The sequence below is a fragment of the Methylorubrum suomiense genome (assembly GCF_022179765.1).
GTDB classification, from domain to species: Bacteria; Pseudomonadota; Alphaproteobacteria; order Rhizobiales; family Beijerinckiaceae; genus Methylobacterium; species Methylobacterium suomiense.
In genome coordinates this window covers 1-19,610 of the sequence record NZ_BPRE01000017.1, presented here as the reverse complement: position 1 = coordinate 19,610, position 19,610 = coordinate 1, and the positions used below count along the sequence as shown (strand labels likewise).

37 protein-coding genes and 1 pseudogene are annotated in these 19,610 nt (G+C 67.0%); 13 read left to right on the top strand and 25 right to left on the bottom strand.

The window, feature by feature from the left end:
- Window positions 1–791: 791 nt before the first annotated feature.
- The 23 genes from MFF26_RS26650 to MFF26_RS21725 form a co-directional block, all read right to left on the bottom strand.
- Entirely contained in the window at window positions 792–1,364 is a 573-nt protein-coding gene (locus MFF26_RS26650; protein ID WP_373324519.1) for a site-specific integrase, read from the bottom strand.
- 341 nt (window positions 1,365–1,705) lie between these two features.
- Window positions 1,706–2,050 (bottom strand): helix-turn-helix domain-containing protein, encoded by a 345-nt coding sequence (locus MFF26_RS26645; RefSeq protein WP_373324517.1) that lies wholly within the window; start codon window positions 2,048–2,050, stop codon window positions 1,706–1,708.
- Entirely contained in the window at window positions 2,050–2,523 is a 474-nt protein-coding gene (locus MFF26_RS21825) for a phosphatase domain-containing protein (protein WP_238308556.1), read from the bottom strand. The genes MFF26_RS26645 and MFF26_RS21825 overlap by 1 nt, the downstream gene beginning before the upstream one ends.
- Window positions 2,520–3,170 (bottom strand): hypothetical protein, encoded by a 651-nt coding sequence (locus MFF26_RS21820; protein ID WP_238308555.1) that lies wholly within the window; start codon window positions 3,168–3,170, stop codon window positions 2,520–2,522. The genes MFF26_RS21825 and MFF26_RS21820 overlap by 4 nt, the downstream gene beginning before the upstream one ends.
- Window positions 3,163–3,663: a hypothetical protein gene (locus tag MFF26_RS21815; RefSeq protein ID WP_238308554.1), complete on the bottom strand. Its 501-nt coding sequence runs from the start codon at window positions 3,661–3,663 to the stop codon at window positions 3,163–3,165. Before MFF26_RS21815 ends, MFF26_RS21820 begins: the two co-directional genes overlap by 8 nt.
- A 2-nt stretch (window positions 3,664–3,665) precedes the next feature.
- On the bottom strand, window positions 3,666–4,370 hold the full coding sequence (locus MFF26_RS21810; protein WP_238308553.1) for a DUF551 domain-containing protein: 705 nt from the start codon (window positions 4,368–4,370) through the stop codon (window positions 3,666–3,668).
- Between the two features lie 5 nt (window positions 4,371–4,375).
- A complete protein-coding gene (locus tag MFF26_RS21805) occupies window positions 4,376–4,801 on the bottom strand; it encodes an ASCH domain-containing protein (protein ID WP_238308552.1) in 426 nt (141 codons plus the stop codon).
- Window positions 4,801–5,217, bottom strand: coding sequence for a hypothetical protein (locus MFF26_RS21800; protein ID WP_238308551.1), 417 nt, complete (start codon window positions 5,215–5,217; stop codon window positions 4,801–4,803). Before MFF26_RS21800 ends, MFF26_RS21805 begins: the two co-directional genes overlap by 1 nt.
- Window positions 5,211–5,585 carry a helix-turn-helix domain-containing protein gene (locus tag MFF26_RS21795; RefSeq protein ID WP_238308550.1) on the bottom strand — a complete coding sequence of 125 codons (375 nt, stop codon included), beginning with the start codon at window positions 5,583–5,585 and terminating at the stop codon, window positions 5,211–5,213. The genes MFF26_RS21800 and MFF26_RS21795 overlap by 7 nt, the downstream gene beginning before the upstream one ends.
- Window position 5,586: 1 nt before the next feature.
- On the bottom strand, window positions 5,587–6,039 hold the full coding sequence (locus tag MFF26_RS21790) for a hypothetical protein (RefSeq protein ID WP_238308549.1): 453 nt from the start codon (window positions 6,037–6,039) through the stop codon (window positions 5,587–5,589).
- 1 nt (window position 6,040) lies between these two features.
- Window positions 6,041–6,646 carry a hypothetical protein gene (locus MFF26_RS21785; RefSeq protein ID WP_238308548.1) on the bottom strand — a complete coding sequence of 202 codons (606 nt, stop codon included), beginning with the start codon at window positions 6,644–6,646 and terminating at the stop codon, window positions 6,041–6,043.
- Window positions 6,643–7,362, bottom strand: coding sequence for a YqaJ viral recombinase family protein (locus MFF26_RS21780; RefSeq protein ID WP_238308547.1), 720 nt, complete (start codon window positions 7,360–7,362; stop codon window positions 6,643–6,645). The genes MFF26_RS21785 and MFF26_RS21780 overlap by 4 nt, the downstream gene beginning before the upstream one ends.
- Before the next feature lie 5 nt (window positions 7,363–7,367).
- Window positions 7,368–8,681: an AAA family ATPase gene (locus tag MFF26_RS21775; protein ID WP_238308546.1), complete on the bottom strand. Its 1,314-nt coding sequence runs from the start codon at window positions 8,679–8,681 to the stop codon at window positions 7,368–7,370.
- Between the two features lie 5 nt (window positions 8,682–8,686).
- Complete coding sequence (locus MFF26_RS21770) at window positions 8,687–9,025, bottom strand: hypothetical protein (protein WP_238308545.1); 339 nt, start codon at window positions 9,023–9,025, stop codon at window positions 8,687–8,689.
- On the bottom strand, window positions 9,015–9,437 hold the full coding sequence (locus MFF26_RS21765; RefSeq protein ID WP_238308544.1) for an HNH endonuclease: 423 nt from the start codon (window positions 9,435–9,437) through the stop codon (window positions 9,015–9,017). Before MFF26_RS21765 ends, MFF26_RS21770 begins: the two co-directional genes overlap by 11 nt.
- Window positions 9,434–9,685: a hypothetical protein gene (locus tag MFF26_RS21760; RefSeq protein WP_238308543.1), complete on the bottom strand. Its 252-nt coding sequence runs from the start codon at window positions 9,683–9,685 to the stop codon at window positions 9,434–9,436. The genes MFF26_RS21765 and MFF26_RS21760 overlap by 4 nt, the downstream gene beginning before the upstream one ends.
- On the bottom strand, window positions 9,678–9,821 hold the full coding sequence (locus tag MFF26_RS21755; RefSeq protein WP_238308542.1) for a hypothetical protein: 144 nt from the start codon (window positions 9,819–9,821) through the stop codon (window positions 9,678–9,680). The genes MFF26_RS21760 and MFF26_RS21755 overlap by 8 nt, the downstream gene beginning before the upstream one ends.
- Complete coding sequence (locus MFF26_RS21750; protein ID WP_238308541.1) at window positions 9,818–10,195, bottom strand: hypothetical protein; 378 nt, start codon at window positions 10,193–10,195, stop codon at window positions 9,818–9,820. Before MFF26_RS21750 ends, MFF26_RS21755 begins: the two co-directional genes overlap by 4 nt.
- 60 nt (window positions 10,196–10,255) lie before the next feature.
- Window positions 10,256–10,699 (bottom strand): tellurite resistance TerB family protein, encoded by a 444-nt coding sequence (locus MFF26_RS21745; RefSeq protein WP_238308540.1) that lies wholly within the window; start codon window positions 10,697–10,699, stop codon window positions 10,256–10,258.
- Between the two features lie 171 nt (window positions 10,700–10,870).
- Window positions 10,871–11,116 (bottom strand): hypothetical protein, encoded by a 246-nt coding sequence (locus tag MFF26_RS21740; RefSeq protein ID WP_238308539.1) that lies wholly within the window; start codon window positions 11,114–11,116, stop codon window positions 10,871–10,873.
- The gene (locus tag MFF26_RS21735) at window positions 11,113–11,532 is read right to left on the bottom strand and encodes a hypothetical protein (RefSeq protein ID WP_238308538.1); all 420 of its coding nucleotides are present in this window, start codon (window positions 11,530–11,532) and stop codon (window positions 11,113–11,115) included. Before MFF26_RS21735 ends, MFF26_RS21740 begins: the two co-directional genes overlap by 4 nt.
- Before the next feature lie 87 nt (window positions 11,533–11,619).
- Complete coding sequence (gene acpP / locus MFF26_RS21730) at window positions 11,620–11,913, bottom strand: acyl carrier protein (protein ID WP_238308537.1); 294 nt, start codon at window positions 11,911–11,913, stop codon at window positions 11,620–11,622.
- A 460-nt stretch (window positions 11,914–12,373) separates the two neighbouring features.
- Window positions 12,374–13,063 carry a S24 family peptidase gene (locus MFF26_RS21725; RefSeq protein ID WP_238308536.1) on the bottom strand — a complete coding sequence of 230 codons (690 nt, stop codon included), beginning with the start codon at window positions 13,061–13,063 and terminating at the stop codon, window positions 12,374–12,376.
- A gap of 73 nt (window positions 13,064–13,136) precedes the next feature.
- Between MFF26_RS21725 and MFF26_RS21720 the strand changes: the two genes are divergently transcribed.
- Complete coding sequence (locus MFF26_RS21720) at window positions 13,137–13,391, top strand: hypothetical protein (protein WP_238308535.1); 255 nt, start codon at window positions 13,137–13,139, stop codon at window positions 13,389–13,391.
- A 17-nt stretch (window positions 13,392–13,408) separates the two neighbouring features.
- Here MFF26_RS21720 and MFF26_RS21715 read toward each other — a convergent pair whose 3' ends face one another.
- Complete coding sequence (locus MFF26_RS21715) at window positions 13,409–13,690, bottom strand: hypothetical protein (protein WP_238308534.1); 282 nt, start codon at window positions 13,688–13,690, stop codon at window positions 13,409–13,411.
- A 113-nt stretch (window positions 13,691–13,803) separates the two neighbouring features.
- Between MFF26_RS21715 and MFF26_RS21710 the strand changes: the two genes are divergently transcribed.
- The gene (locus tag MFF26_RS21710; protein WP_238308533.1) at window positions 13,804–14,046 is read left to right on the top strand and encodes a hypothetical protein; all 243 of its coding nucleotides are present in this window, start codon (window positions 13,804–13,806) and stop codon (window positions 14,044–14,046) included.
- Here MFF26_RS21710 and MFF26_RS21705 read toward each other — a convergent pair.
- Window positions 14,043–14,330 carry a hypothetical protein gene (locus tag MFF26_RS21705; RefSeq protein ID WP_238308532.1) on the bottom strand — a complete coding sequence of 96 codons (288 nt, stop codon included), beginning with the start codon at window positions 14,328–14,330 and terminating at the stop codon, window positions 14,043–14,045. The two genes, MFF26_RS21710 and MFF26_RS21705, sit on opposite strands and share 4 nt — an antisense overlap.
- On the opposite strand from MFF26_RS21705, the gene MFF26_RS21700 reads away from it, so the two are divergent.
- The 11 genes and pseudogenes from MFF26_RS21700 to MFF26_RS21650 form a co-directional block, all read left to right on the top strand.
- On the top strand, window positions 14,317–14,715 hold the full coding sequence (locus MFF26_RS21700; RefSeq protein ID WP_238308531.1) for a hypothetical protein: 399 nt from the start codon (window positions 14,317–14,319) through the stop codon (window positions 14,713–14,715). The two genes, MFF26_RS21705 and MFF26_RS21700, sit on opposite strands and share 14 nt — an antisense overlap.
- The gene (locus MFF26_RS21695; protein WP_238308530.1) at window positions 14,712–14,873 is read left to right on the top strand and encodes a hypothetical protein; all 162 of its coding nucleotides are present in this window, start codon (window positions 14,712–14,714) and stop codon (window positions 14,871–14,873) included. Before MFF26_RS21700 ends, MFF26_RS21695 begins: the two co-directional genes overlap by 4 nt.
- A 1-nt stretch (window position 14,874) precedes the next feature.
- Window positions 14,875–15,015, top strand: a complete 141-nt coding sequence (locus MFF26_RS21690; RefSeq protein WP_238308529.1) for a hypothetical protein — start codon at window positions 14,875–14,877, stop codon at window positions 15,013–15,015.
- Window positions 15,012–15,611, top strand: coding sequence for an HNH endonuclease (locus MFF26_RS21685; RefSeq protein ID WP_238308528.1), 600 nt, complete (start codon window positions 15,012–15,014; stop codon window positions 15,609–15,611). The genes MFF26_RS21690 and MFF26_RS21685 overlap by 4 nt, the downstream gene beginning before the upstream one ends.
- A 274-nt stretch (window positions 15,612–15,885) precedes the next feature.
- The gene (locus MFF26_RS21680) at window positions 15,886–16,380 is read left to right on the top strand and encodes a hypothetical protein (RefSeq protein ID WP_238308527.1); all 495 of its coding nucleotides are present in this window, start codon (window positions 15,886–15,888) and stop codon (window positions 16,378–16,380) included.
- Between the two features lie 24 nt (window positions 16,381–16,404).
- Entirely contained in the window at window positions 16,405–16,803 is a 399-nt protein-coding gene (locus tag MFF26_RS21675; protein ID WP_238308526.1) for a hypothetical protein, read from the top strand.
- A 56-nt stretch (window positions 16,804–16,859) separates the two neighbouring features.
- Window positions 16,860–17,519, top strand: a complete 660-nt coding sequence (locus tag MFF26_RS21670) for a Gp49 family protein (protein ID WP_238308525.1) — start codon at window positions 16,860–16,862, stop codon at window positions 17,517–17,519.
- A 296-nt stretch (window positions 17,520–17,815) separates the two neighbouring features.
- Window positions 17,816–18,082, top strand: a pseudogene (locus MFF26_RS21665) (DUF2312 domain-containing protein); the annotation flags it as partial.
- Window positions 18,083–18,325: 243 nt separating this feature from the next.
- Window positions 18,326–18,838: a hypothetical protein gene (locus tag MFF26_RS21660; RefSeq protein WP_238308524.1), complete on the top strand. Its 513-nt coding sequence runs from the start codon at window positions 18,326–18,328 to the stop codon at window positions 18,836–18,838.
- 131 nt (window positions 18,839–18,969) lie between these two features.
- Window positions 18,970–19,302, top strand: a complete 333-nt coding sequence (locus MFF26_RS21655; protein ID WP_238308523.1) for a RusA family crossover junction endodeoxyribonuclease — start codon at window positions 18,970–18,972, stop codon at window positions 19,300–19,302.
- Window positions 19,299–19,610 (top strand): class I SAM-dependent methyltransferase (locus MFF26_RS21650; RefSeq protein ID WP_505744343.1); only part of this gene is annotated, 312 nt, incomplete at its 3' end. The genes MFF26_RS21655 and MFF26_RS21650, both read left to right, overlap by 4 nt.

The window sequence follows — 19,610 nt, the reverse complement described above, 5'->3', positions numbered from 1 at the left end:
ATTCCTATCAATCAATCATCCCGCAGTACTTATTCTACAAAAGCATATTACAAGTATTATGATGACAAATTAGGTTTTAGATAGTACATTATTTGCGGTGGCTGAATTAGCATTGTATGGAAGATGAAGCAACGCGTTGCGTAGGGTCGAGGTCTAATACCTGCCGAGCCTACCCGAAGGTTTTCATGGACGCATCAGAAATTGCTCGACTTGTTGGTTCCTCCATCGCCATCGGTGAATTCGATTGGCTGTGCGACGGCGCTGGCTGCTTCAGCCGGTCTCGCGCTCGGCGACAGAGGCGTCCTGCGCGCAGCGCCTAGGGGCCCGTGTTCCGCCCTCGCTGTCCGGCTCGACATCGATTTGGCCAGCCGACCTCTCCTCGTCGCCTGGCTCGAGGGCGATTGTGTCGTCGTCAGGCCGGGAGGGGCGATCCGCTTCTCAGTGAAAAGCCGACGGCAAAGGGCGATTCCGCTCCTCGTCGGCCATGATGGACACGGCTACTGAGTTGATGAGAAAAATCTGAAATGGAACGAGCTGATCGATGAGCTCATGTCGAGCTGCGGGGAAGACGCACGCTCATGATATTCTTCGGGGCGACGGGAAGGTCGTTGGGATAAATGGTGCTGCGAGAGAGGATTGAACTCTCGACCTCCTCATTACCAAAAAGGCGCTTCGCCCGGTCTTCATCGTTTGTTTCCGCGCTGTGCGCAACCTGTTCCGCGCTTGAAGCGCTCTCCGACCCCTGAAACCCTGCGCAGGGGTTCACCGGAACCTGAGAGCACATCATAACCTCACCGGGCCCGCCGCGGGCCGCCGACCTCGAGGGCGCTTGCGGCGTTCCGGAGGTGGCTGGGCGAGAACCGAGCGTAGACCCGCTGGGTGATCTGGTCGTCGGAATGCCCGAGGAAGGCGGCGATCTCGCCCATGCGGTGCCCGGCCTCGGCCATCCAAACAGCGGCACTGTGCCGGAAAACGTGCGGCGTTACGCCACTGAGCGCCGCTCGCTTTGTCGCCTTCGTGAGTGCGGTGCGGACGCTCGCCACGGGCTCGCCAGCCCATTCGATGACGCGATCAGTCCTGCGGTGCGCATGGGCGTTGGCCAGGGCCGCGCGCAGTCCGTTGGTCATGGGGACGGTCGCCCTGCCCTTCTGGGGCCGGAGCATGTTGCGCTCGCCCAAGAAGACGAGTCCGCGCTCGAAATCGATCCGGTCCCAGGTCAGTTCGAGCAGCGCCGCGTTCCGTCCGGCCGTCGAGATGGCGAGGAGCAGGTAGAGCCGCAGGTGCGGGGTCTCGGCAGCGTCGAGCAAGCGCTCGAACTCGTCGCGGGTCAGATGGCGCTCGCGCGGTGCCGGCGCGCTCGGCATCTCGATCGCCGGAGCTTTGACGATGATCTTCGCCTTCTCCGCCCATAGCAGCGCGGCGCGGAGCTGGTTCAACTCCGTGCGGATCGTACCGTCCTGCACGCCGGTCCACTGCGCGGACGGTCGCCCTGCGGCGCGCCATCGGGCCTGCTGCGCGGCGGAGCCCCTGGGCGCCGCCCGGCGCTGAGCGGCATAGGCGCGACAGAGCTTCGTCGTGATCTCCTCTGGCTTGTGATCGCCGAAGAAGCCAAGGACGGCCTTGGCCGACCAGCCCATGTTCCGCACAATTCGCCGCCCTTCCCGATCAGCGCAGTAGGCGTCCCAGATCGTGCGGATGTCGGGGTCTATCGGCCGGGATGCGTCCGCAACGATTCGGCTGAACTCCGCCGCCGCTCCCGCTGCGTCGCTGCTTTCAAGGCCTCGGCGGCTGACGCGCTTGCCCCCTTCGTAGAGGCAGATGGCGTACCCGCCGCGGAATTTTTGGAGCTTGTATTCCGGCATGCCTCGTACTCCCGGACGGCGCGTGCCGTGATCCGTAGCAACTTGCCGCCGACCCGGAACGCCGGCAACTCGCCATTGTCGATCAAGCGGCGCACGAACGACGCGGAGCACTTCCACCGGGTCGCTACCTCGGCGGCGGTGAAGACTTCGTCCTCTCCATCGGCGGCAGACAGGCTTAGGGCGCTCATCAAAAGTCCCCCGGTGCGACCTGGCAGCAGACGATGCCGCGCGACCGCCACATCGCCACCATGGAAGCGCGATCCTCGAACACGAGGGCGGGCTTGCGCCCCTCGTCCATCCACTCGGCCTTGAGCACCGTGTCCGGGCGGTGGTCGCCAGTGCGGCGGGTCCGGATCGGAATGTGCCCCAGCCCGTGCTCCGCGAGCCACGCCGTGGTTTTGTCCTTCACCTCATCGGACCGGCCGGACCAGATCTCGACTTCGGCGCCCGTATGGTGGAGCGCCAGCAGGGTCCGGATGATGGGGTGGCAGGGCTCGTCCTTGTCGCAGGCCGCATAGAACCCGCGCCAGTCCTTGTCCTTGCCGGGTCGCTTCAGGAAGTGCGCCCGGTGCTCGGTCAGGGCGAGCGTGCCGTCCAGGTCGAACACGACGAACATGGTCTTCCTCATCTGCGCTGTGAGTTGATCGGTGAAAGCTGTCATCGGCTGACTGCTCCCTGGTTCGTTGCTTCGGTCGGCCGCACTCCGCGCTCGGCCAGCGCTTCAAGGTCCGGGATCATCTCGGCCAGGATCTCGGCCCGCCTGTAGGTCCACCCCGGCAGGCAGGCGTGCGAGTAGTGCCCGCCGTATCCGTTCACACGCACGAAGCCGGGGAGGTTGGCCCACATCGTCAACCACTCGCCGCGCCGTGGGCGGGCAAGGTCGATGTGCGCTGTCGACTCGGCGCCCCTGGTGTTGGGGTCGGCGATCGCCGCGCGGAGGGCGCGGGCCGCCTCTCCGGCGATGCGGCGCTCCTCGTCGGTCGGCGGTGGGAGAGGCTTCGGAGCGCGGGTGGCCCTCTTCGGGGCTGGCTTCGCCGGCTGCCCCTCGACCGCTTTCCAGTTCCGGCAGGCGGGCGCAGTCGTCAGCACGTCGGTGCCCTTCCCGCCGGTCCAATGACGCTCCATGAGACCGCACTTGCGGTACACCTTGGCGAGTCGCTTCCGGACGAGATGCTCGCACGAGCCGCAGGTTTCGCCCTTTGGGCCGGTGCCGGGCATCGCGGCATAACCCTTCGCCTGCGTGCCGCCTCGCAACCGTCGGCGCTCGCTCGGCGTGAGTGCGTGATCGACGCTGAACAGGTCACCCACGGGCGGCCTCCGCCTGCGTGAAGGCGGCATCGGGCGCGCGGCGAATCCAGGGTTGCCGGCGGTCTGGGCCTGGGCGCATCTCGTTCTCGACGGCGCCCTTCTGGCGAAGGGTCATGATGGTGAGCCCGATCTGCCGCCCGAGTTCGGCGCCAACGCGCGTCCGGAAGTCGTGAAGCTCGATCCACTCGGCCGGGATGCGCTCCAGGATCTCCGCCTCTTCCCCGGTGAGCACTGGCGGCACGTTTAGAGCCACGATCGCCTCATCGAGGCTGCCGGCCTTCCCGCCGTCGACACTCCATTCCCGGAGCCGCGAGACGCCAAGGCGCTTCGTCTCCTCGTCGCTGAGCGTCGGGCGATCGATCGCGGACAAGCGCGGGATCGTGGTGTGCTGCCAGATCGTACCGCCGCCGCGCTTGCCGTAGTTCAGATGCCCGGCGTCGCGCAGGCCGCCGGCCATGACGGTATCGCGCGTGATGGTGCTGTGTTCGGCCATCGTCACCGGCTCCCCTCGGGTTCGGCGCGCGTGTACGGAGCCTCCGGAAGGGGCCGCCAGTGAGTTGGGATGCTGCCGAGGCCACGAGCCGTGGCCGAGTTCCACCAGTCCCCATCAGCCTGCGTGACATCAGGCCTGTCGAAGCGCCCGCCGAACACGATGATGGGGGTCCCATCCTTCGGCGCCGTGCTGATCGGCTGCCAGCCATCCCCGCCCGCTACGGGCTCGGGTGCGGTGGGTGCGGGCTTCGCGAGCGGCAGGCGGATCGCGTCGGCGATCTGGTCCAACGGGACCGGGGTCACCATCACCCGGCGCTGTTCGTCAATGGTGTGAGCACCGCCCCAAAAAAACTCGCCGCTCTCCACGATGTAGGCGTCAACGCGCCCTTCGTTGTCGGCGTATTCCGTCTTGAGGCACAGCGCACCGCCCACCGCCAGGAACAAGCCGATCGGGCAATCCGCGAGCGATACGCGCCTTTCCTCGGCCGCCCGCTCGGACGGCGGGTCGTCGGCGAGGAGGGCCAGGGCCCATGCGATGCCCGCCTTCCATCCCTGCCGCGCAGCGTTCGTCTTGGCGTCAGGAAACAGGTAGTGAAGCGGGTGCTCGTGCATATCGAGGCCCGCGCGCTGCCCGTAGGCTTCCCACGCCGCGATCTCTTCCTTTGAGCAAGGCGACAGCTTCTCAAGTACGCTCGATTTCTCGGCCATGGCGGTCACTCGGCTGCGATGGGGAGGGCGGGGGCAGCTACAAGCGGCTGCCAGCGGATCAGCACGCCCTTGAAGGCGATGCGGTCGCCCTCCTCCGGCGGGTGCTCGGCCCACCAAAACCGGGCCATGTCCTCGACGTCGGCGAAGCCGTCGGCGCGGGCGAACGCATCCATCGCCGTCGGGCCCAGATGCTCGCCGCCCACCTCGAACAGTTCGGTCGCGCTGCGCTCCGAGAAGCACAGGCGCACGGGCATCACGGAAAGGCAGGTCGGGCGGCCGAGCAGCGTGCAATGGCGCGTCCGCATCCCGGTGTAGAGCTGCAACTCCTCACCTTGCCGCGCGTGGCGCTTCCGGTCGGTGCGGATCGTCTGCGCCTTGGTGCCGGCGAGGATGGGCGGGCCGAACCGCTTCTTGAAGGAATAGGCGACCATCACGCCACCTCTGCCGTCGGCGTGCCGGCGAGGCGCGCCCAGCACCGGGCCATGATGCCGGCCCGCGATGGCTCCGGCCGGGGCGAGGCGGCCGGCGGCTCGGAGCGGGGGACCAGGCGCAGGACCGGCGCGGGCCGGCGCTCGTTCTGGTCGGCGAGGAAGGCGAGGATGGCCTCGAACACCTCCGCGTTGGCCGAGAGCATCGCGGACGCCTCGTCCATGGTCGCGACCGAACGCTCGATCGCGGGGAAGTCGCCGGGCTTGATGACGTGCTCGCCGCCCGCAGGCGTCACGTATTTCTGTCGGAGGATTCGGCGGCTCTTCCGGTGGCTCAATCCGAGGCAGGCAGCCATCTCGACGTTGCGCCGGATGAGGTCCGGGGTGACGAGCCCGGCGATGTCAGCGAGGTTCAGCATCGAACGGGCTCCTGGGCGGGGGCGGCGGGCTGGGACGCGGGATGCCGGCGCCGGAAGAGCGCGCGGAACCACGTCGGCAGGCGGTGGTAGAGGGCGAGCCAAGCGGCCTCGTCGGGCGCGAGGGGCTCGGACGGGAGAGCCGGCGTCTCCGGCGCACTCAGGAGGGCCGGATCGAGACCCAGCGCCTCGGCGAGAACCTTGTGGCGCGAGACCGGCACGCTGCTGCGGCCGCACTCGTAATCCTGGAGCGTGCGGACCGAGATGCCGACCGCGACAGCAACCTCGCTCTGGCGGAGGCCGCGACGGCGGCGCGCTTGGTGGAGCGCGCGGCCGACGAGAAGATCATCGACGAGGGTGGGGCGGGCCATGTCAGGCAGCCTTCCTGGGGCGATAGGTCTGGGCGTGCCGCACGACGTCGGCGTAGGCGGCGCCCTTGAGGGCGAGCCACGCGCGGCGGCACCATTCGATGTCGAGGCGATCGACCGCGGCCTCGGCGATCGGCAGGCGCAGCTCGTGCGCGAGGAAGGACGCGACGCGCTCCTCGGCGATGGCGCGACCGTTGGGGGTCTGGCGCAGGGCCTCCCCGATCAGCCGCTCGACCTGCCGCTCGCGCAGGACGGCGCGGGCGTTGCGGGTGTCGGGGCCAGCCGGGAGGCCGATAGCGGCGCCGTCGGCTGCGCACGGGGCCCACGCCTCCGGGCAGAGGGAGCAGGCCCAGACCTGGGCGTCGATCAGGTCGGGGTCGCGGGCGCCGGCCTCGCGACCGGTGACCTGCTCGCATTCGGTGCCGCAATCGGCGCAGTAGATGGCGGGGTTGGCCATGTCAGGCGGCCTCCCCGTCGAGATCCGCCGGACGGTCGTCCGCATCGGTGGCGATGTCGCGAAGCTCGGTCTCGATTTCGCGGACGGCCTCGCGCTGCGCGGTGTTCAGGCGTGCGAGCCAGCCATCGAGTTCTGCGGTGCCGAGCACAGCCTTGCCGCGGGCGGCGCTCATGAGCGCGGCCTTGCGATCCACGGGCGGCGACGGGGAGCGTTCGGCGGCCAGCGGCTTGACCGTGAATGGCTTGCGGCTCGCCCGGGTCACCGTGAGCGGGAGCGTCACGTTCTCGTCGATGTTCGACATATGGCTGATGCGGATGCCGCCGACCGCCACGCCGCCGAACTGTACGGAATCGTCGCGATAGAGCGTCATGCGGCGGCCGGCGTAGGCGGTGCCGTCGTTGCCCCAGACGCGCACGAGCACGCGCCGCATCGACTTGCCGGGCTTGTAGGGTTTCCCACCGTCGCCCTCGAAGTAGATGGCGATGGGCTGGTCGGGCTCCCGCATCGACGAGACGCGGGTGACCTTGATGGTGCGGGGGCCGCCGATCAGGTCGTCGGCGTTGAGCTGGTCGCTCTTGGGAGCGATGGTCTGCGAGAGGTCGGTCACGCGAGGATCTCCCCCTCGGCGCGACGCTGGGTCGGGATGTTACCGGCCTTCTCGACGGCTTCGAGGTATCGCCCGTGCGCCTCGGCCAGCCGCTCCTCGAAGCCCTCGGCGGCCTCGACGATCGCGGCCTGAACCTTCGGGTCGGGATAGGCGCGGATGCAGGCCAGCGGCAGGCCGCCGGAATACGAAATCAGGTCGCACCACGACCGTTCGCTCACGAGGAGCCCGGTCTGGATCTGGATCACGTAATCGGCGGGGATCGTCTCCGCGAGCACGTGAACCACGAAGGTCTCGATCTGGTACTTCTGCCGGCGGGACTTGGTCTCGACCAAGCCGTCGGGGCCGACCAGGGCGTCGGGCGAGTAGCCGAGCGTGAAGCCCCATTTGTCGTTCGTGATGAAGCCGACGGCTTCGGTCGGTGCGAAGTGCTTCGCGTAGAGGGCGAGCGCCTCGATCTCGTCCTCGTGCCCGCGCAGCATGTCGTTGCTGACGTAATGGGGCTCGACGTAGCCGCCGATGCGCTGGGCGAGCAGCTCGTAGAGGTGAGCCTTCTCCTTCTCGTTCTTGGCGACCTTGAGCGTCGGGGTGACGATCAGGCTCATTTCGCTCGCGGTGAGCATGCCGCACCGGGCGGCCAGCCACTGCTCCGAGCCCTGGTGCAGATTGTGATGGATGCGCACGGTCGGCCGCATCCCGGCCTTGTCGATCATCTCCATGGGGATCACTCCGCAGCTTCGGAGGCGACGGCCATCGAGCCGCGCACCTGCCCGTCCTCGATGACGACAGCGGTGGAGCGCCCGGACTGCACCACCTCGATCCAGACCTGGCAGTCGGCGGCGTCCGCCATCTCCGCCAGGATCGCCATGGCCTCCTCGTCGAGGAGCGAGCCGTCCTGCACGCGGATCACCCGCAGCTTCGGGTTGGCCGCGATCGCGATGGCGACGGACGTGCGGAGTTGCTCGGCTGAGGAAGCCTGCTCGAACGGCACGCCGTTCAGCAGGATCTCGTCTTCACCGAAGGCGATACCAGCGACCGGAAGCTCCGCCTTCGCGATGGCTTCGCGCTTGGCCGTGTTGCGCCCCTCGATCGCCTGGGTGAGCGCGGATGATGCCTCTTCGGCCTCGCGCACCTTGGCCTCGATGGCGGTGCGCTGCTCACGCAATGCGACGGCGTGGTTCAGGCTACGAGCCTCGTCGATCCGGACCCGTAAGGCCGCGGTATCGACCGTCTCCGGCAGCTTCTCGGCGCCGTCTAGCCTCCTTTTCAGGTCGTCGGCGACGCCGTCCTCGACCCGTGCGCGGGCTTCGGCAGCTTCGGCCTGCGCGCGCAGATCGGCTGCGATCGATCGCTCCCGCTCCGCATCCCGGCGCTTCGTGGCGATGTCCTGTGCTGCCTGCTCGCGACGCATCTTGCGCCGCTCCAGGTCGGCGTTGTGCTCGCCGGCCCGCTCCATCTCCTCGACCAGCGCGGACTCGTCGATCCGTTCCGCAGGCGCGTCGGCCGGCACAACGATGACGCCGGCTTGAGCCCGGAGCGTCTTCGCCTGCCGGTTTACGTCGGTGCGCCGGTCGAAATCGGCCTTGTTCGCCTTCTCGATGCCGGCGAAATCGACGTCGGGCACGAAGCGCTTCAGGGCTTCGAGCTGCTGGCGCCCCTCCATGCGGCTGAAGGCCAGCGGGTCGAACGACAGTTCGCCGAGCAGGCTGTCGAGCATCCGCTGGGGCGAGGGGAATCGGGCCCCTTCCTGGCTCTCCACCACAATCGACGTGGTGAAGGTCTCATCCTCGCGCTTCTTGAAGGTGCGGATCACCTTCAACTCGCCAAGGTCCAGGCGAATGCGGGCCTCGGTCGCGCCCTTCCGGATCGGGACGGATTGGATGTGCGACGTGCCCGACAGGGCCCACCAGATCGCGTCGAGGACGGAACTTTTGCCCTGCCCGTTCCGGCCGCTGATCTCGACCAGGTTGCCATCCGGCCGGATCGCGACCGCCTTCAGCCGCTTCACGTTCTCGGCGGTCAACTCGATGATCTTCATGTCGGTCACTCCGCAGCAGAGCGGCGCCGGGCCAGCCGCTCGCCAAGGGCGCGGCTTTGCTCGGACACGGCTTCAAGGTGGTCGGGATCGAAGCCGTTCGTGACGCGGCGCGCCTCGGCTTCGAGCTGGGTGAGGCTCGCGGCGAGCAGTTCCGCCAGCTTGCGGCGGATGACGGGGCCAGCCTCGGCAGCGGCGATGACGACGACGCCGTGGCCCTCGCGGTCCAGCACGCAGGCGGTCCGGTGCGGGTCGACGTGGAATGGCCCGTAGGCGCCGACGTCGTGCAGGTCGGCCAAGAGGCCGGCGGGCGCGAGCCCGGTGAGGGTGACGCGCTCAACCGACATGAGATGACTCCGCGATTTCGGGGCAGAGGCCGACCGCGCGCCGGGCACGCCGCAGCGCCCCCTTCGTCAGGTCGATCTTTGGCGTGTGGTTGGGATGGATGCCCGCGGCGACGGCGCGGGCGATGGCGGCGCGGTGCTGGTCGGGCGAGGCCGCTCCGCGGGTGATGTTGCAGAGGTGGCAGGCGATAGTGAGGTTGCGACGGTTGTCGCCTCCACCGTCCGCCTTCCGCACGATGTGCTCGCGCGTGGCCGTTCGGCGGCGCAGGGCCTTCTTCACGCCGGGCTGCCCGAGGGCGAGGCCGAAGCGGGCGGCAACGACCGCGCGGGGCTCGCTGCGCGGCAGATAGGTCTGGCAACCGCAGTAGCAGCAGGTGCCGCCGGTGAGGTCGAAGAGCTTCTCCAGCGAGATCATGACAACGCCTCGGCGTTGCTGATCGCCAGATCCGGGGCCAGCCACGCCGCAGCCTCGGCGCAGTACGAGCCGAAATCGACGGCGGAGGTGTCGAGGCGGATGCGGTTTTCCGGTCGCTCAAGCTGGCCAAGCGACAGGACGCCGGTGCGGCTGACACCGGTGATCCGCCAGTTCATTCCGTAAGCCGTGATCAGGCAGTGGTCGTCGTGGTCGGCGCTGTGCCGCCGCATACGGAGATGCTCAGCCACGGTCGCGGCCCTCCCCGTCGTCGGTTGCCTGCTGGCGGAGACTGTCGCGACGGGCGGTCGCGGAGGCGCACAGCGAGGCGATGAGAAGAATGAAGACGATGCCGGCGAGGCCGGCGGGGATCTGGTCGGCGCTCATGGCCGACCTGCCGCGACCTGGATGCGGTGGGCCGCGAACAGCACGACGTTCGCGGGCGGGTCGCTCAGGTCCGGGTGGGCGATCGCCTCCATGAGGAAGCTGGCGCCACGGCGCGCGGCGCTGGCGGCAAGCTCGATCGCCTCCTCGAGGCTCGCCTCGGTGTTGCGGTGGATGCCTTGCGCCACTGCCTCGTGATCGAAGGTGAGGGCGTAGACCTGCCCGTACCGGAGCGCGGCCAGTCGCTCGAGGTACTCGATGCGGGCGACGAGGTCGGAGTAGGAGGCCCAGCGGATTTGGGCGAGCGCGCGGTCGCAGAGGTCGACGATCCGCGCCGATTGGGCGGTAGACACGGGTTGGGCTTCGGGCGCGCTCATGGGGCGCTCTTTCATGACGGAGGAGGAGGTGCCGGGCCGGCGGGCGACCCGGCGGGCGGGTCAGAACTCGAATTTCGAGAGATCCACGCCGAGGCGGGTCGCCAGCTTCTTGAGGACGACCTCTTCCTCCGGCTCTAGGGTGCCGTCGGCCATCGCGACGTCGAGCGCGACGAGGTAGACGTCCTCAGCCATCGAGCCTTCGCGGCCCTTGATGTCGTCGAGTTCGCGGGCGAGCAGCTGACGGCCGGACGCGTCCTTTGCCCGCTTGAACATCGCATCGACCGTGCTCTCGATGACGTCAGCGCGGTACATCTCACCGAGCTTCGGGTGCTGGGTGATCGTGCGAATGGCCTTGGAGCGCTCCGAGTCCTCAAGCTCGCCGTCGGCGTAGGCGACGAGGGCGGAGGCTGCGCAGACAGCTTCGAGATAGTCCTTGTTCTGCGAATAGTCGGCCTTGATTTCCTTGGCCCCGGCGCCGAATGCTTTTTTCAGTGCTCCAAACATCGAATGCTTTCCTGTGATGTGAGACGAGGCTATTCCCGGCCCGTCATCGGGATCAGCGACCGCGCGAACGGCGGTTGATGAAGGTGGTGAAGCGCACGACCGCCCAGATGCAGGTGCCGAAGCCGATGACGGCCAGCAGGTCGGGCAGGCGGGTGATGAGAGCCCAAATCATCAGGCGGCTCGCTGGCTGGGGGTGGCGGAGGCGTTCGCGATGGCGCCGACCATGGCCGCGAGGCCGAGCAGCTCGGCGTGCAGGTTGGCGGTGCGGGCGAGGTGGTCGGGGCCGCCGAGTCCGGACGCGATCCCCTCGAGGATGGCCTCGGCGTCGTAGGCGGCTTCGGTGATCCGGGTCTCGATGCGCCGGAGCGCGTCGCTGATCTCGCCAGCGGAGGCGCAGGGGATGATGGCGGCGCTCACGGCAGGCTCCGGAGGAAAGCGAGATGCCGCTCGGCCTGCTCGACCCGCGCGGGATCGTCGGGGCTGACGAGTTCGGGGCGGCGACGGATGGTGGTGGCCGCGACGAAGCGGCCGAAGGCGGAGCCGGGCGCGGCGGAGCGCGGGACGGTCCCCGGCGCGATCCGAACCGACGCGATGCGGCCCGGATGCTCGGCCCGGAAGGCGTCGGCCAGACCCTCGGCCGCAGCGTTGGCGGCATCCGCTCCGTAGAGGCCGGAGGCCACGACGATCGCGAGCTCGCCAGTCTCAACGACGTGCGGGCCGGTCATTTCCAGCACCACGTCGAAGGTGAGTGGGGTGCGCTGGCGGACCCGAAAGACGGTGGTCGCCGGCTGAAGCGCGATCGCGACCGCGTCGGAGCGGAGGGGCGCGTTCATCACGCCCGCCCGAACAGGTGGTGAGCGACGCCCCACAACACGGGGACGAGGCTCAGGGCGATAAGGGTGGTCTGGAAGGCGGCCATCTTAGGCGGCCTTCGTGGGTGCGGCGTCGACCAGCGAACGCACCAGCTTCACGATATCGCCCACGGTGCGGGCGCTCTCGACTTGATCGTCGGGCACCTCAATCGAGAACTGCTCTTCGACGGTGATGGCGATCTCGACAAAGTCGAGGCTATCGGCGCCGAGGTCCTGGACGAGCCGGGCATCGTCGATGACGCGCGCTGCGTCGTGCCCAAGGTGATCAGCGAGCAACGCGCGAACGCGGTCCTCTACGGGTGCGTCGGCCGGCAGGCGTTCCGTGACAGTGTCGTGGGGCAAGGGTGGCTCCATCGCTGGGGAGGCGATGGAGAAACGCTACGTGACGTAGCGATTTCAGTCAACACATGGTGTAGCGATTTCTCGAAACGCTGCGTCTGATGCACGGACAGCGCTATCCACACTCATCCACAGCCTCGAATTTTGTTCTTGTAATGTTCTGAACCGGCCACTCATCCTTACGTTGTCGAATCACGGAGGGCCGAATGGCATCGACGTCGCGTTACGCAGTTCAGACGTTCGTCCGAGACCGGCGAGGAAGTATATCAGCGGGCCGCGCTATCGCATGCAAAAACGCAGATGAGGCCCGAGCACGAGCGCAGAGACATTGCGAAGGTAAAAGCGGGGTTGGAGCGGCAGCTTTTCTTCTGCGTGGCGATGAGGATATCGGCGATACGGAGGCGCCAATTGCAATTGCTGTGTTTGGCCATGTACCGCCTGATATAAATGACGATATACCGTTCTAATCCGATTTCAGTTCGGTGAGTTGGCGCCAGTGACGCGCATGAACGGTTGTGATGATACCAGAGGCCCAGCGTAGCCGAGCATCCATGATGAGGGGAGCGTTGAAGCTTTCGAGGTGATATGCCCCCTTCTTCGACCCCTGGAGAATCCGTTTCAGGTATCGGTCACCCGTCTTAGTTATGACCGCTGCATATGCGCCCACTAAGCGTTCTGGGTTTTCACCGTGCTTTGAGCAGAGCACGACGTCGTCCTCATCGTATTTCGGATAGCCCGAATTGCCGCTGACCCGGAAGCCGATCACACCTTCCTCTACCGGGAACGGCACCGCGATCTCGTAAAGGCTGTCCCCCTCGGCGATCTGCTCTGATGCCGTCTCGATGACACCCCCGGCCGCAATCAGCCCCTTAACGCCAACCGTGCCAGCGCCTGAAATCACCTGCTCAGAGGCATCGGCGTCGCCGAACAGGATGCCGCGAGCCGTGACTTCCACACCATCGAAGCGAAAACGGGCTGCGTAGCGCTCTGCATCGTCCTGACCGATCGTCCGGGTGCCCCCCTCGTGTGCTCGGAAAGTGCTTTCCGGCCATTCGTTTTGCAAAGCGGCCTCACGCGCAGAACGGTAGCCGGCCGCCTTTCGGGCGGCCTTAAGCCGTTGGCCCTGCGCCTTCCTGATCTTCTCGTCCGTCATGCTACGCAGCGTAGCGAGTGAAGCGCTACGTGCTGTATTGACCGTAATCGCTACCTGATGTAGCGATTGCTCCATGAACTCATTCGCCGAAGTCATCGACCGGCTCGGTATTGGGCCGACTGCCGCCGCCCTTGGGCTGAAGGACAGCCATGTCCGAACCTTGAAGGCGCGCGATAGCATTCCGCCCACCTACTTCGGCGCGCTGGTGGAGTCCGAGGACGGAAAGAAGCACGGCCTCACCTACGAGTTGCTGCATCGCCTTCACCAAGAAGCCGTCGCTCGGCGCGCTCGCCCCACGGACGCTTCCGAAGCTCGGAGCGTCGCGTGATGTCGCCATCGCATCCCCTAAGGCACGATTTTCCCGTGCTTGGCCTCGAATGCCTCCACTTCGGCCACCCCCCGCAAATGCTCTTTCATACGCGGCGAATTGTCGAATTGGTGGAACAGAGAGTAGATAAATACTGCCTCCATTCTGTTTTGGCTTTGGTCCGACAGGCTTTGACGCATTTCGGCAAGCCTTGTGTCGTTGATCAGCCCATAAAAGTAAAAGTGCGAGGCAAGCTCTACCCAAGCGCGCTCCATAACATTCAGGCGCGCGCGAAATTCTTGCGTATCGTCGGTGCTCATGGGTTCTTGACCTGTCCACGTGGGCGTCGGCGCGGAGGGCTGGGTGCCAGCCCGGCCCTCCACCTTCACGTTTTCGGCGCATCAGCGGACTCTCGCAATCCCGCGGAGGCCGCATGAGCGCGCCCCGCTTCACGATCCGGCATGACGATCGCCCGGCGGTCGAGCTGCAGAACACTTCGGCCGGCATCCTCGTCACGACGTTCGGCTGGCCCCGGACGCTGAGCGGCGACGAGGCCGAGCGCCTTCATGCCGCCCTCGGTGGAATGATTGCGGCGCGAGCTAACAAGCCAAGTCCGAACGCGAACGGGGAGGCCTCCGAGGCTTGCTCGCGCGGCGGCAACTGGATGGGGGCTTAGCCGATGCGGCCCGCGCTCTTCACCGTTTCGATTAATTCGCGGAAGCGCTTCTCGACTTCGTCCGCCACCAGACGTCGCTCTGCATCCGTCAGCGTTTCCGTTCCTTCTCCGGCGCTCGAGTATATTCGAGCCAGCAACTCGCGCTGTTCCTCGATGAAGGTGAGGGTCTGTTCGGGTCGCATCATGGCCGCGATTTCTGCGCCCAGCCAAGCAACACGTTCCGTTACCGCAATGCGGGCTCGCAGGGTCAGTAATTCGACCCGTTCGGGCGTGATCTCTGTCATTCCAAGCTCCATCGGTCTTCGCACTTCCGATGGTAGCGGCCCGGGCGGGACTGTCGAGCGCGCGTCTCGACGTCCCGTCCGTGCTTGCCTCGCCCTCCTCCCGCTCCTGGCGCTCGGCGCCTGCGCGATCGAGCCCCAGGCCGCTCGCGAGGCCCTGCGTGACGAGGGCTTCGAGCACGTCGAGACTTCCGCCGAACCCGTGTTCGGTCGCCCCTGCGACTGGTCGCAGCCCTTTGCCAGGCACTTCGTCGCCACGCGCGACGGGCGGCGCATCTCCGGCGTGCTGTGCGCAGTGTCCGAGGGCGCTCACGACGCGCAGGTCCGCGGCGGCCGGATCGTCGCCAGCCGGGCCCCGACCTGGCACGCGTTCGGGGCCGGGCGATGAGCAGCGCGGCCGCCCTCTACTTCGCCGCCCTCGCCGCAGGCATTGCCCAGCGGGAGCATGCGACCCGCTTCGGCGGCGCGGATGGTCGTCCGCCCGCTGCGGCCTGCGCTTGCTTCCTCGCGGCGGGCTTCGCCTGCCTGATGTTGCGGGGCGCTTGAGATGGCCCCGCTCGCCCTCGCCGCTTCCGCTGTCGTCTGCATCGCCCTCGCGGTGAAGCATGGCGCTGCGCTGCCGCTCGTGCTGGGCGGCGTCGAGATCCTGGCGGCGGGCGCGCTCTGGTTCGTCGAGCGACTGCCATGAGCGTCGCCCTCCCCTTTTCCCCATCGGGCGGCTTCGGCCTCCCGTGCGCGGCGGGTGCGCTTAAGCCCCCAAGCGTCCGCCGCGCTCCCCTTTCGAACCGAAGCGATAGCGTTCGCCTGCCGATTAAAGGTGGCATCGAGATAATCCTCGACGCTGATCTGCCGGCCGCTTTTTACGTCGCCCCATGGTATCCCTGGCTCAGCGGCACGGGCATTTACTACATCGGCGCTAAGTTTGGTTCTGGCAAATACCGGATCAGTGTATTGCTGCACCGCTCGGTAATTGGCGCGCCGATTGGTTTCGAGGTTGATCATATCAATCGCGACACGCTGGATAATCGTCGAGCAAATCTGCGGATCGCGACTGCATCCCAAAATGCGGCCAATCGGGGCGTATCTTCCCTCAATCGATCTGGCTATCGCGGTGTCCATCTCAAGAATGGCAAGTACTGGATAGCTCAAATCGGCGCAGGTCGGGTGAAGCGGTATCTTGGATGCTTCCCTTCGGCCGAAGATGCTGCTCGCGCATATGATCGCGCTAGCCTGGATCTTCATGGTGAATTCGGTGTGCTGAACTTTCCGGAGGCGCATCAATGATGGCCTCCGGTTTCTCTCATTCGCATCGTCCCCACGATGCGTCCGTGGCCCGCGAGGGCGCATCCACATTGGATGGAATCCTCCGCGACTGCCGGAGCCTTCGGGCTCCGGCCCCTTCTCGTCTCCACGACTGCCCGCGCCGGCAAGCTTACGGCGGTCGTGATCGTGTACCTGCGTTCCCCCTCCACCTCCTGCATCTGTCTTGTGCCTCCGTGACACCGATTGTGTCGCACGGGGGACTGACCGAATGCGGTCAAAATTCGGGGCCCGACCGATGATGGTCACGGCCGACCAAGCGCTGGAAAGTATCCGGCCCGATCTCGCCAGCGTGATCGCCGCTCAGGAGCGCAACCTCGGATCGAGGATGCTCGCCTACGAGTCGCTGGGCTCCAAGATCGGCCGCTCGCCGACCTGGATCAGGAAGGTTCTCGGCCGCGCCGAGGACGTGACGGTCGGACTGCACGACGCCTTCAACATTCGCACCGCCTACGAGCGCCTCTGCGCACGGGTGGAGCATGCCGCCGACGCCCTCGAGGCCGGCAACGAAGAACTCCGGAGGGAACTCGATGCGGCTCTTGGCGGCGATCGGTCGGGTGCTGCGCGCCCTGGGAGCCAGGATCGGTCTCAAGGGGCAGCTGCGCTCCGTCCGCGAGCGGCGTCCCTTCCGGCATCTGTCCCGACGCCTGCTGCACCGGTTCGCCTCGGTGCGAAGCCCGCGCGTGATCTGACCGATCTGCCGCTGTTCCGGGCGGCCGACACGCGGCCGTGAGCCGCCGAACCTGAGGAGAGAACCGTGTACGCAGCTACAAGCGCAGCAGGCCAAAGCCTTACGTCGAAGATGGGAGAGGCGAACGCCGTTTCTGTCGCCCGCATTGGCGAGGCGGCTCGCCCTACTCTTCAGCGTGCAATCGAGAACGCACACCGCGTCGGCGGTCGTCTGGACGAGACCGGCGCACGCCTCGCCGCTATGGCGGAAGTCGCCGAGCAAATGGCGACGCGCCTCTGTGGTTCTTACCCGACCGAGGGGCCGAACAAGGTCGCCTCGAACGGACCAAGCGAGCGCGGCCCGCTGTCTACTGTGGAGGCGATCGACGCGGCTATCGACGGCCTGCATCCGCGGATCACCGGCTTCGAAAGCCCTCTGAACCGTATCGCTCGCGCCTTCGAGATGATCGAAGCGGCCAACGGCTGATCCCGCCCCTTCCGGGCGGCGGTCAGCGCCGTCCGGCTTCCTGAGAGGAGCCGACCATGGGCCAATTCACGAAAAAGCCGGTGACGATTGAAGCTGTGCGCGTCACTGCGGCCGACTGGAACGGCGATAGCTTCGACGGCTCGCCATTCTCTGAGGCTCCCGAGTGGGTACGGGTCGCCATGGCACAGGATGTCCTCGTGCCGGTGACCCAGGACACCGATTATGCGGTGTGGGACGTCCGTACGAACCACGGTGTGACGCGCGCTGAGCCCGGCGATTGGATCATCCGGCAAGTCGACGGTGAGCTCTATCCCTGCAAGCCGGACGTCTTCGCCGCGACTTATGCCCCAGCCTCGCGCGAGCCCGACAGCAGGGGCGAGCCGGCGCTAAGCCTCGCTGAAACGCAGGCGGTGGTGGAGACGAAGACAGCCCCGCGCGTCACCGAGGCGTCGATCAAGGCCAAGATCGCGGACGTCGAGTATTTCCGCGTTCGGCACCTGACCATCTGCCTCATCACCCTGCACACCGGGTTCTTCGTCACCGGGGAAAGCGCACCGGCTGCACCGGAGAACTACGACCAGCAGGTCGGCGAGCGGTACGCCTACGAGAACGCGTTCCGGAAGCTCTGGCCGCTCGAGGGTTACCTTCTGCGGGAGCTGCTGGCGCAGCGCGAAGCTGAGGCCCGCGGCCAAGACACCGCCGTTCAGGCCGCCTGACCATGTCCGGCGCCTCGCCCTTCGCCGCCATCGCGGAAAAGGTCTCTGGCCTCCGGGACGAGGTCCTGTGCCGCTGCGGTGAGCTGCACGGGTGCGAGGCGCCGGCAGCCCGGAGCGAACGGGCGAACCTCCAGGAAGCCCTCCGTCTGCTCTCCGCGGCCGAAGATCGAATCCGGATGTGCGGCACCGGGACCACGATCCCCGCTGCGGCTGCCGCCACCCCCTGAAACGCGAACCGCCCGGCCTGCTGGGGAGCGGGTGCCGGGCGGTCGAATACCGAAGTCATGGTGAGCCAAATGAATGCCAAATCTACGGCCCTGCCGCAAGTCGATCCGTCATCCGTTGCGGCCGATCAACTGAAAACCATCATCGAGCGCATTGAACGGCTCGAAGAGGAAAAGGCCGGCATCGCGGGCGACATCAAGGATGTCTATGCGGAGGCCAAGGCCAATGGGTTCGATACAAAGATCATCCGCAAAATCATCGGCCTCCGTAAGCGCGACTATGACGAGCGTATGGAGGAGGAGGCAATCCTCGAACTCTACATGCAGGCCCTCGGCATGCTGGCGGACACGCCGCTGGGCAAGGCCGCAATCGACCGGGAAACCTCTCGTGCGCGGGCCAGCGAGCGCGGCCTTCGCCAGCAGATCGGACAAAAGCTGTCCGACGCTTTCGCCGGCATGGAGGGTGTGACCGTCACCATCGGCCGCGATGCTGGGCCGGTCATGCGGGAGGCAGCGAGGAAGATGCGCGCGGCTGGCGCGCAGGTCGACCTCGAAGACGCGATCGCGGCGCGGGGCTGAGCCATGAGCTACGCGCGCCACGATCACGCGGGCTGGGTAGAGCGCCAGATCCCGCACGCCCGACCGGCCCGCAAGCCTCGCCGCGACAACACTCGCGGGTGGGCGGCCGCACCCCTGAAGCTGACGGGGTTTCAGGCGAAGGTGTTCGACATCCTCGGCATGTCGCTCGGCGGCATCCACAACGCGCCGATTTGCTGGGACGCGGTTCAGTGGCGCGGCGACGGTCACGGGATCGCTGTGCCCGTGAAGGGCTGGGCGATCTTCTCGACCTTCGACAGCCCCGGCCTGACCTGCCTTGTGTTCCTCTGCCATGAGGCGCGAATCCGCCTCGACATTCGCCCGAACGGGCCGCGTGGAATGCTGCTGCGCTTCCATCAGCGGGGCGTGTGGGACGGCGGCTTCAACGGTCATCCAAACCTCGACGAGGCTGTCGCGAAGTTCCGCGCCTACCTGCCGGCTGGGCACCGCATCCTGTTCGACAGGGACCCAGTTGCGCCGGACGAGGTGGCGGCATGAACCGGCGCCGTCCTCCAACGCACGGACCGCTATTCGCCCCCGCGCCCCGCCGCGTAGTCGACGAGCTTACCGTCCTGCTCCCGGTCCCGCCGTCGACCAACGCCCTGCACGGTCATGGTGCTGGTCGGCCGGTGCGGTCGAACGCCTACAAGGCATGGATTGTCGCCGCGGGATGGCGGCTCCAGGCGCAGCGCCCCGGTCGCGTGCCGGGCGCCTACATCCTGCTGCTTGCCGTTCCAGAGGCCGAAACGAAGGCCGATCTCGATAACCTGTCGAAGGCCACGAGCGACCTTCTCCAGAAGCACGGCGTCATCGACAACGACCGGAAGGCGCGGCGCGTAGTGCTCGACTGGCACCGCGAGCACGCCGAGCTGGCGGCGACTGTTCGTGTTGTACCGCCAGGCGTCATCCTCGAATCCGTCTCCCCGATCTGGCCGCGCACGGGCGCGCTGGAGGCGGCATGAGCTACCGCGAGAACAAGGCTCATCCGCACGCTGAGCGCGGAAACGACCTGTACGAGACCCCGGCCGTCGCGGTCCGGGCACTGCTCGCAACCGAGTGGCTGCCGCAGCGGATCTGGGAGCCAGCCTGCGGGCCCGGCGCCATCGTCCGCGAGCTGGTCCAGGCTGGCCACGAAGTGGTGCCGACCGATCTCGTATCATACGGCTGCCCTGGTCAGGTCGCCGAAATGGACTTCCTGAAGCTGCACGGCGCCCCGTTCGGCGTCGACTGCATCGTCACGAATCCTCCCTACAAGCACGCCCGCGCCTTC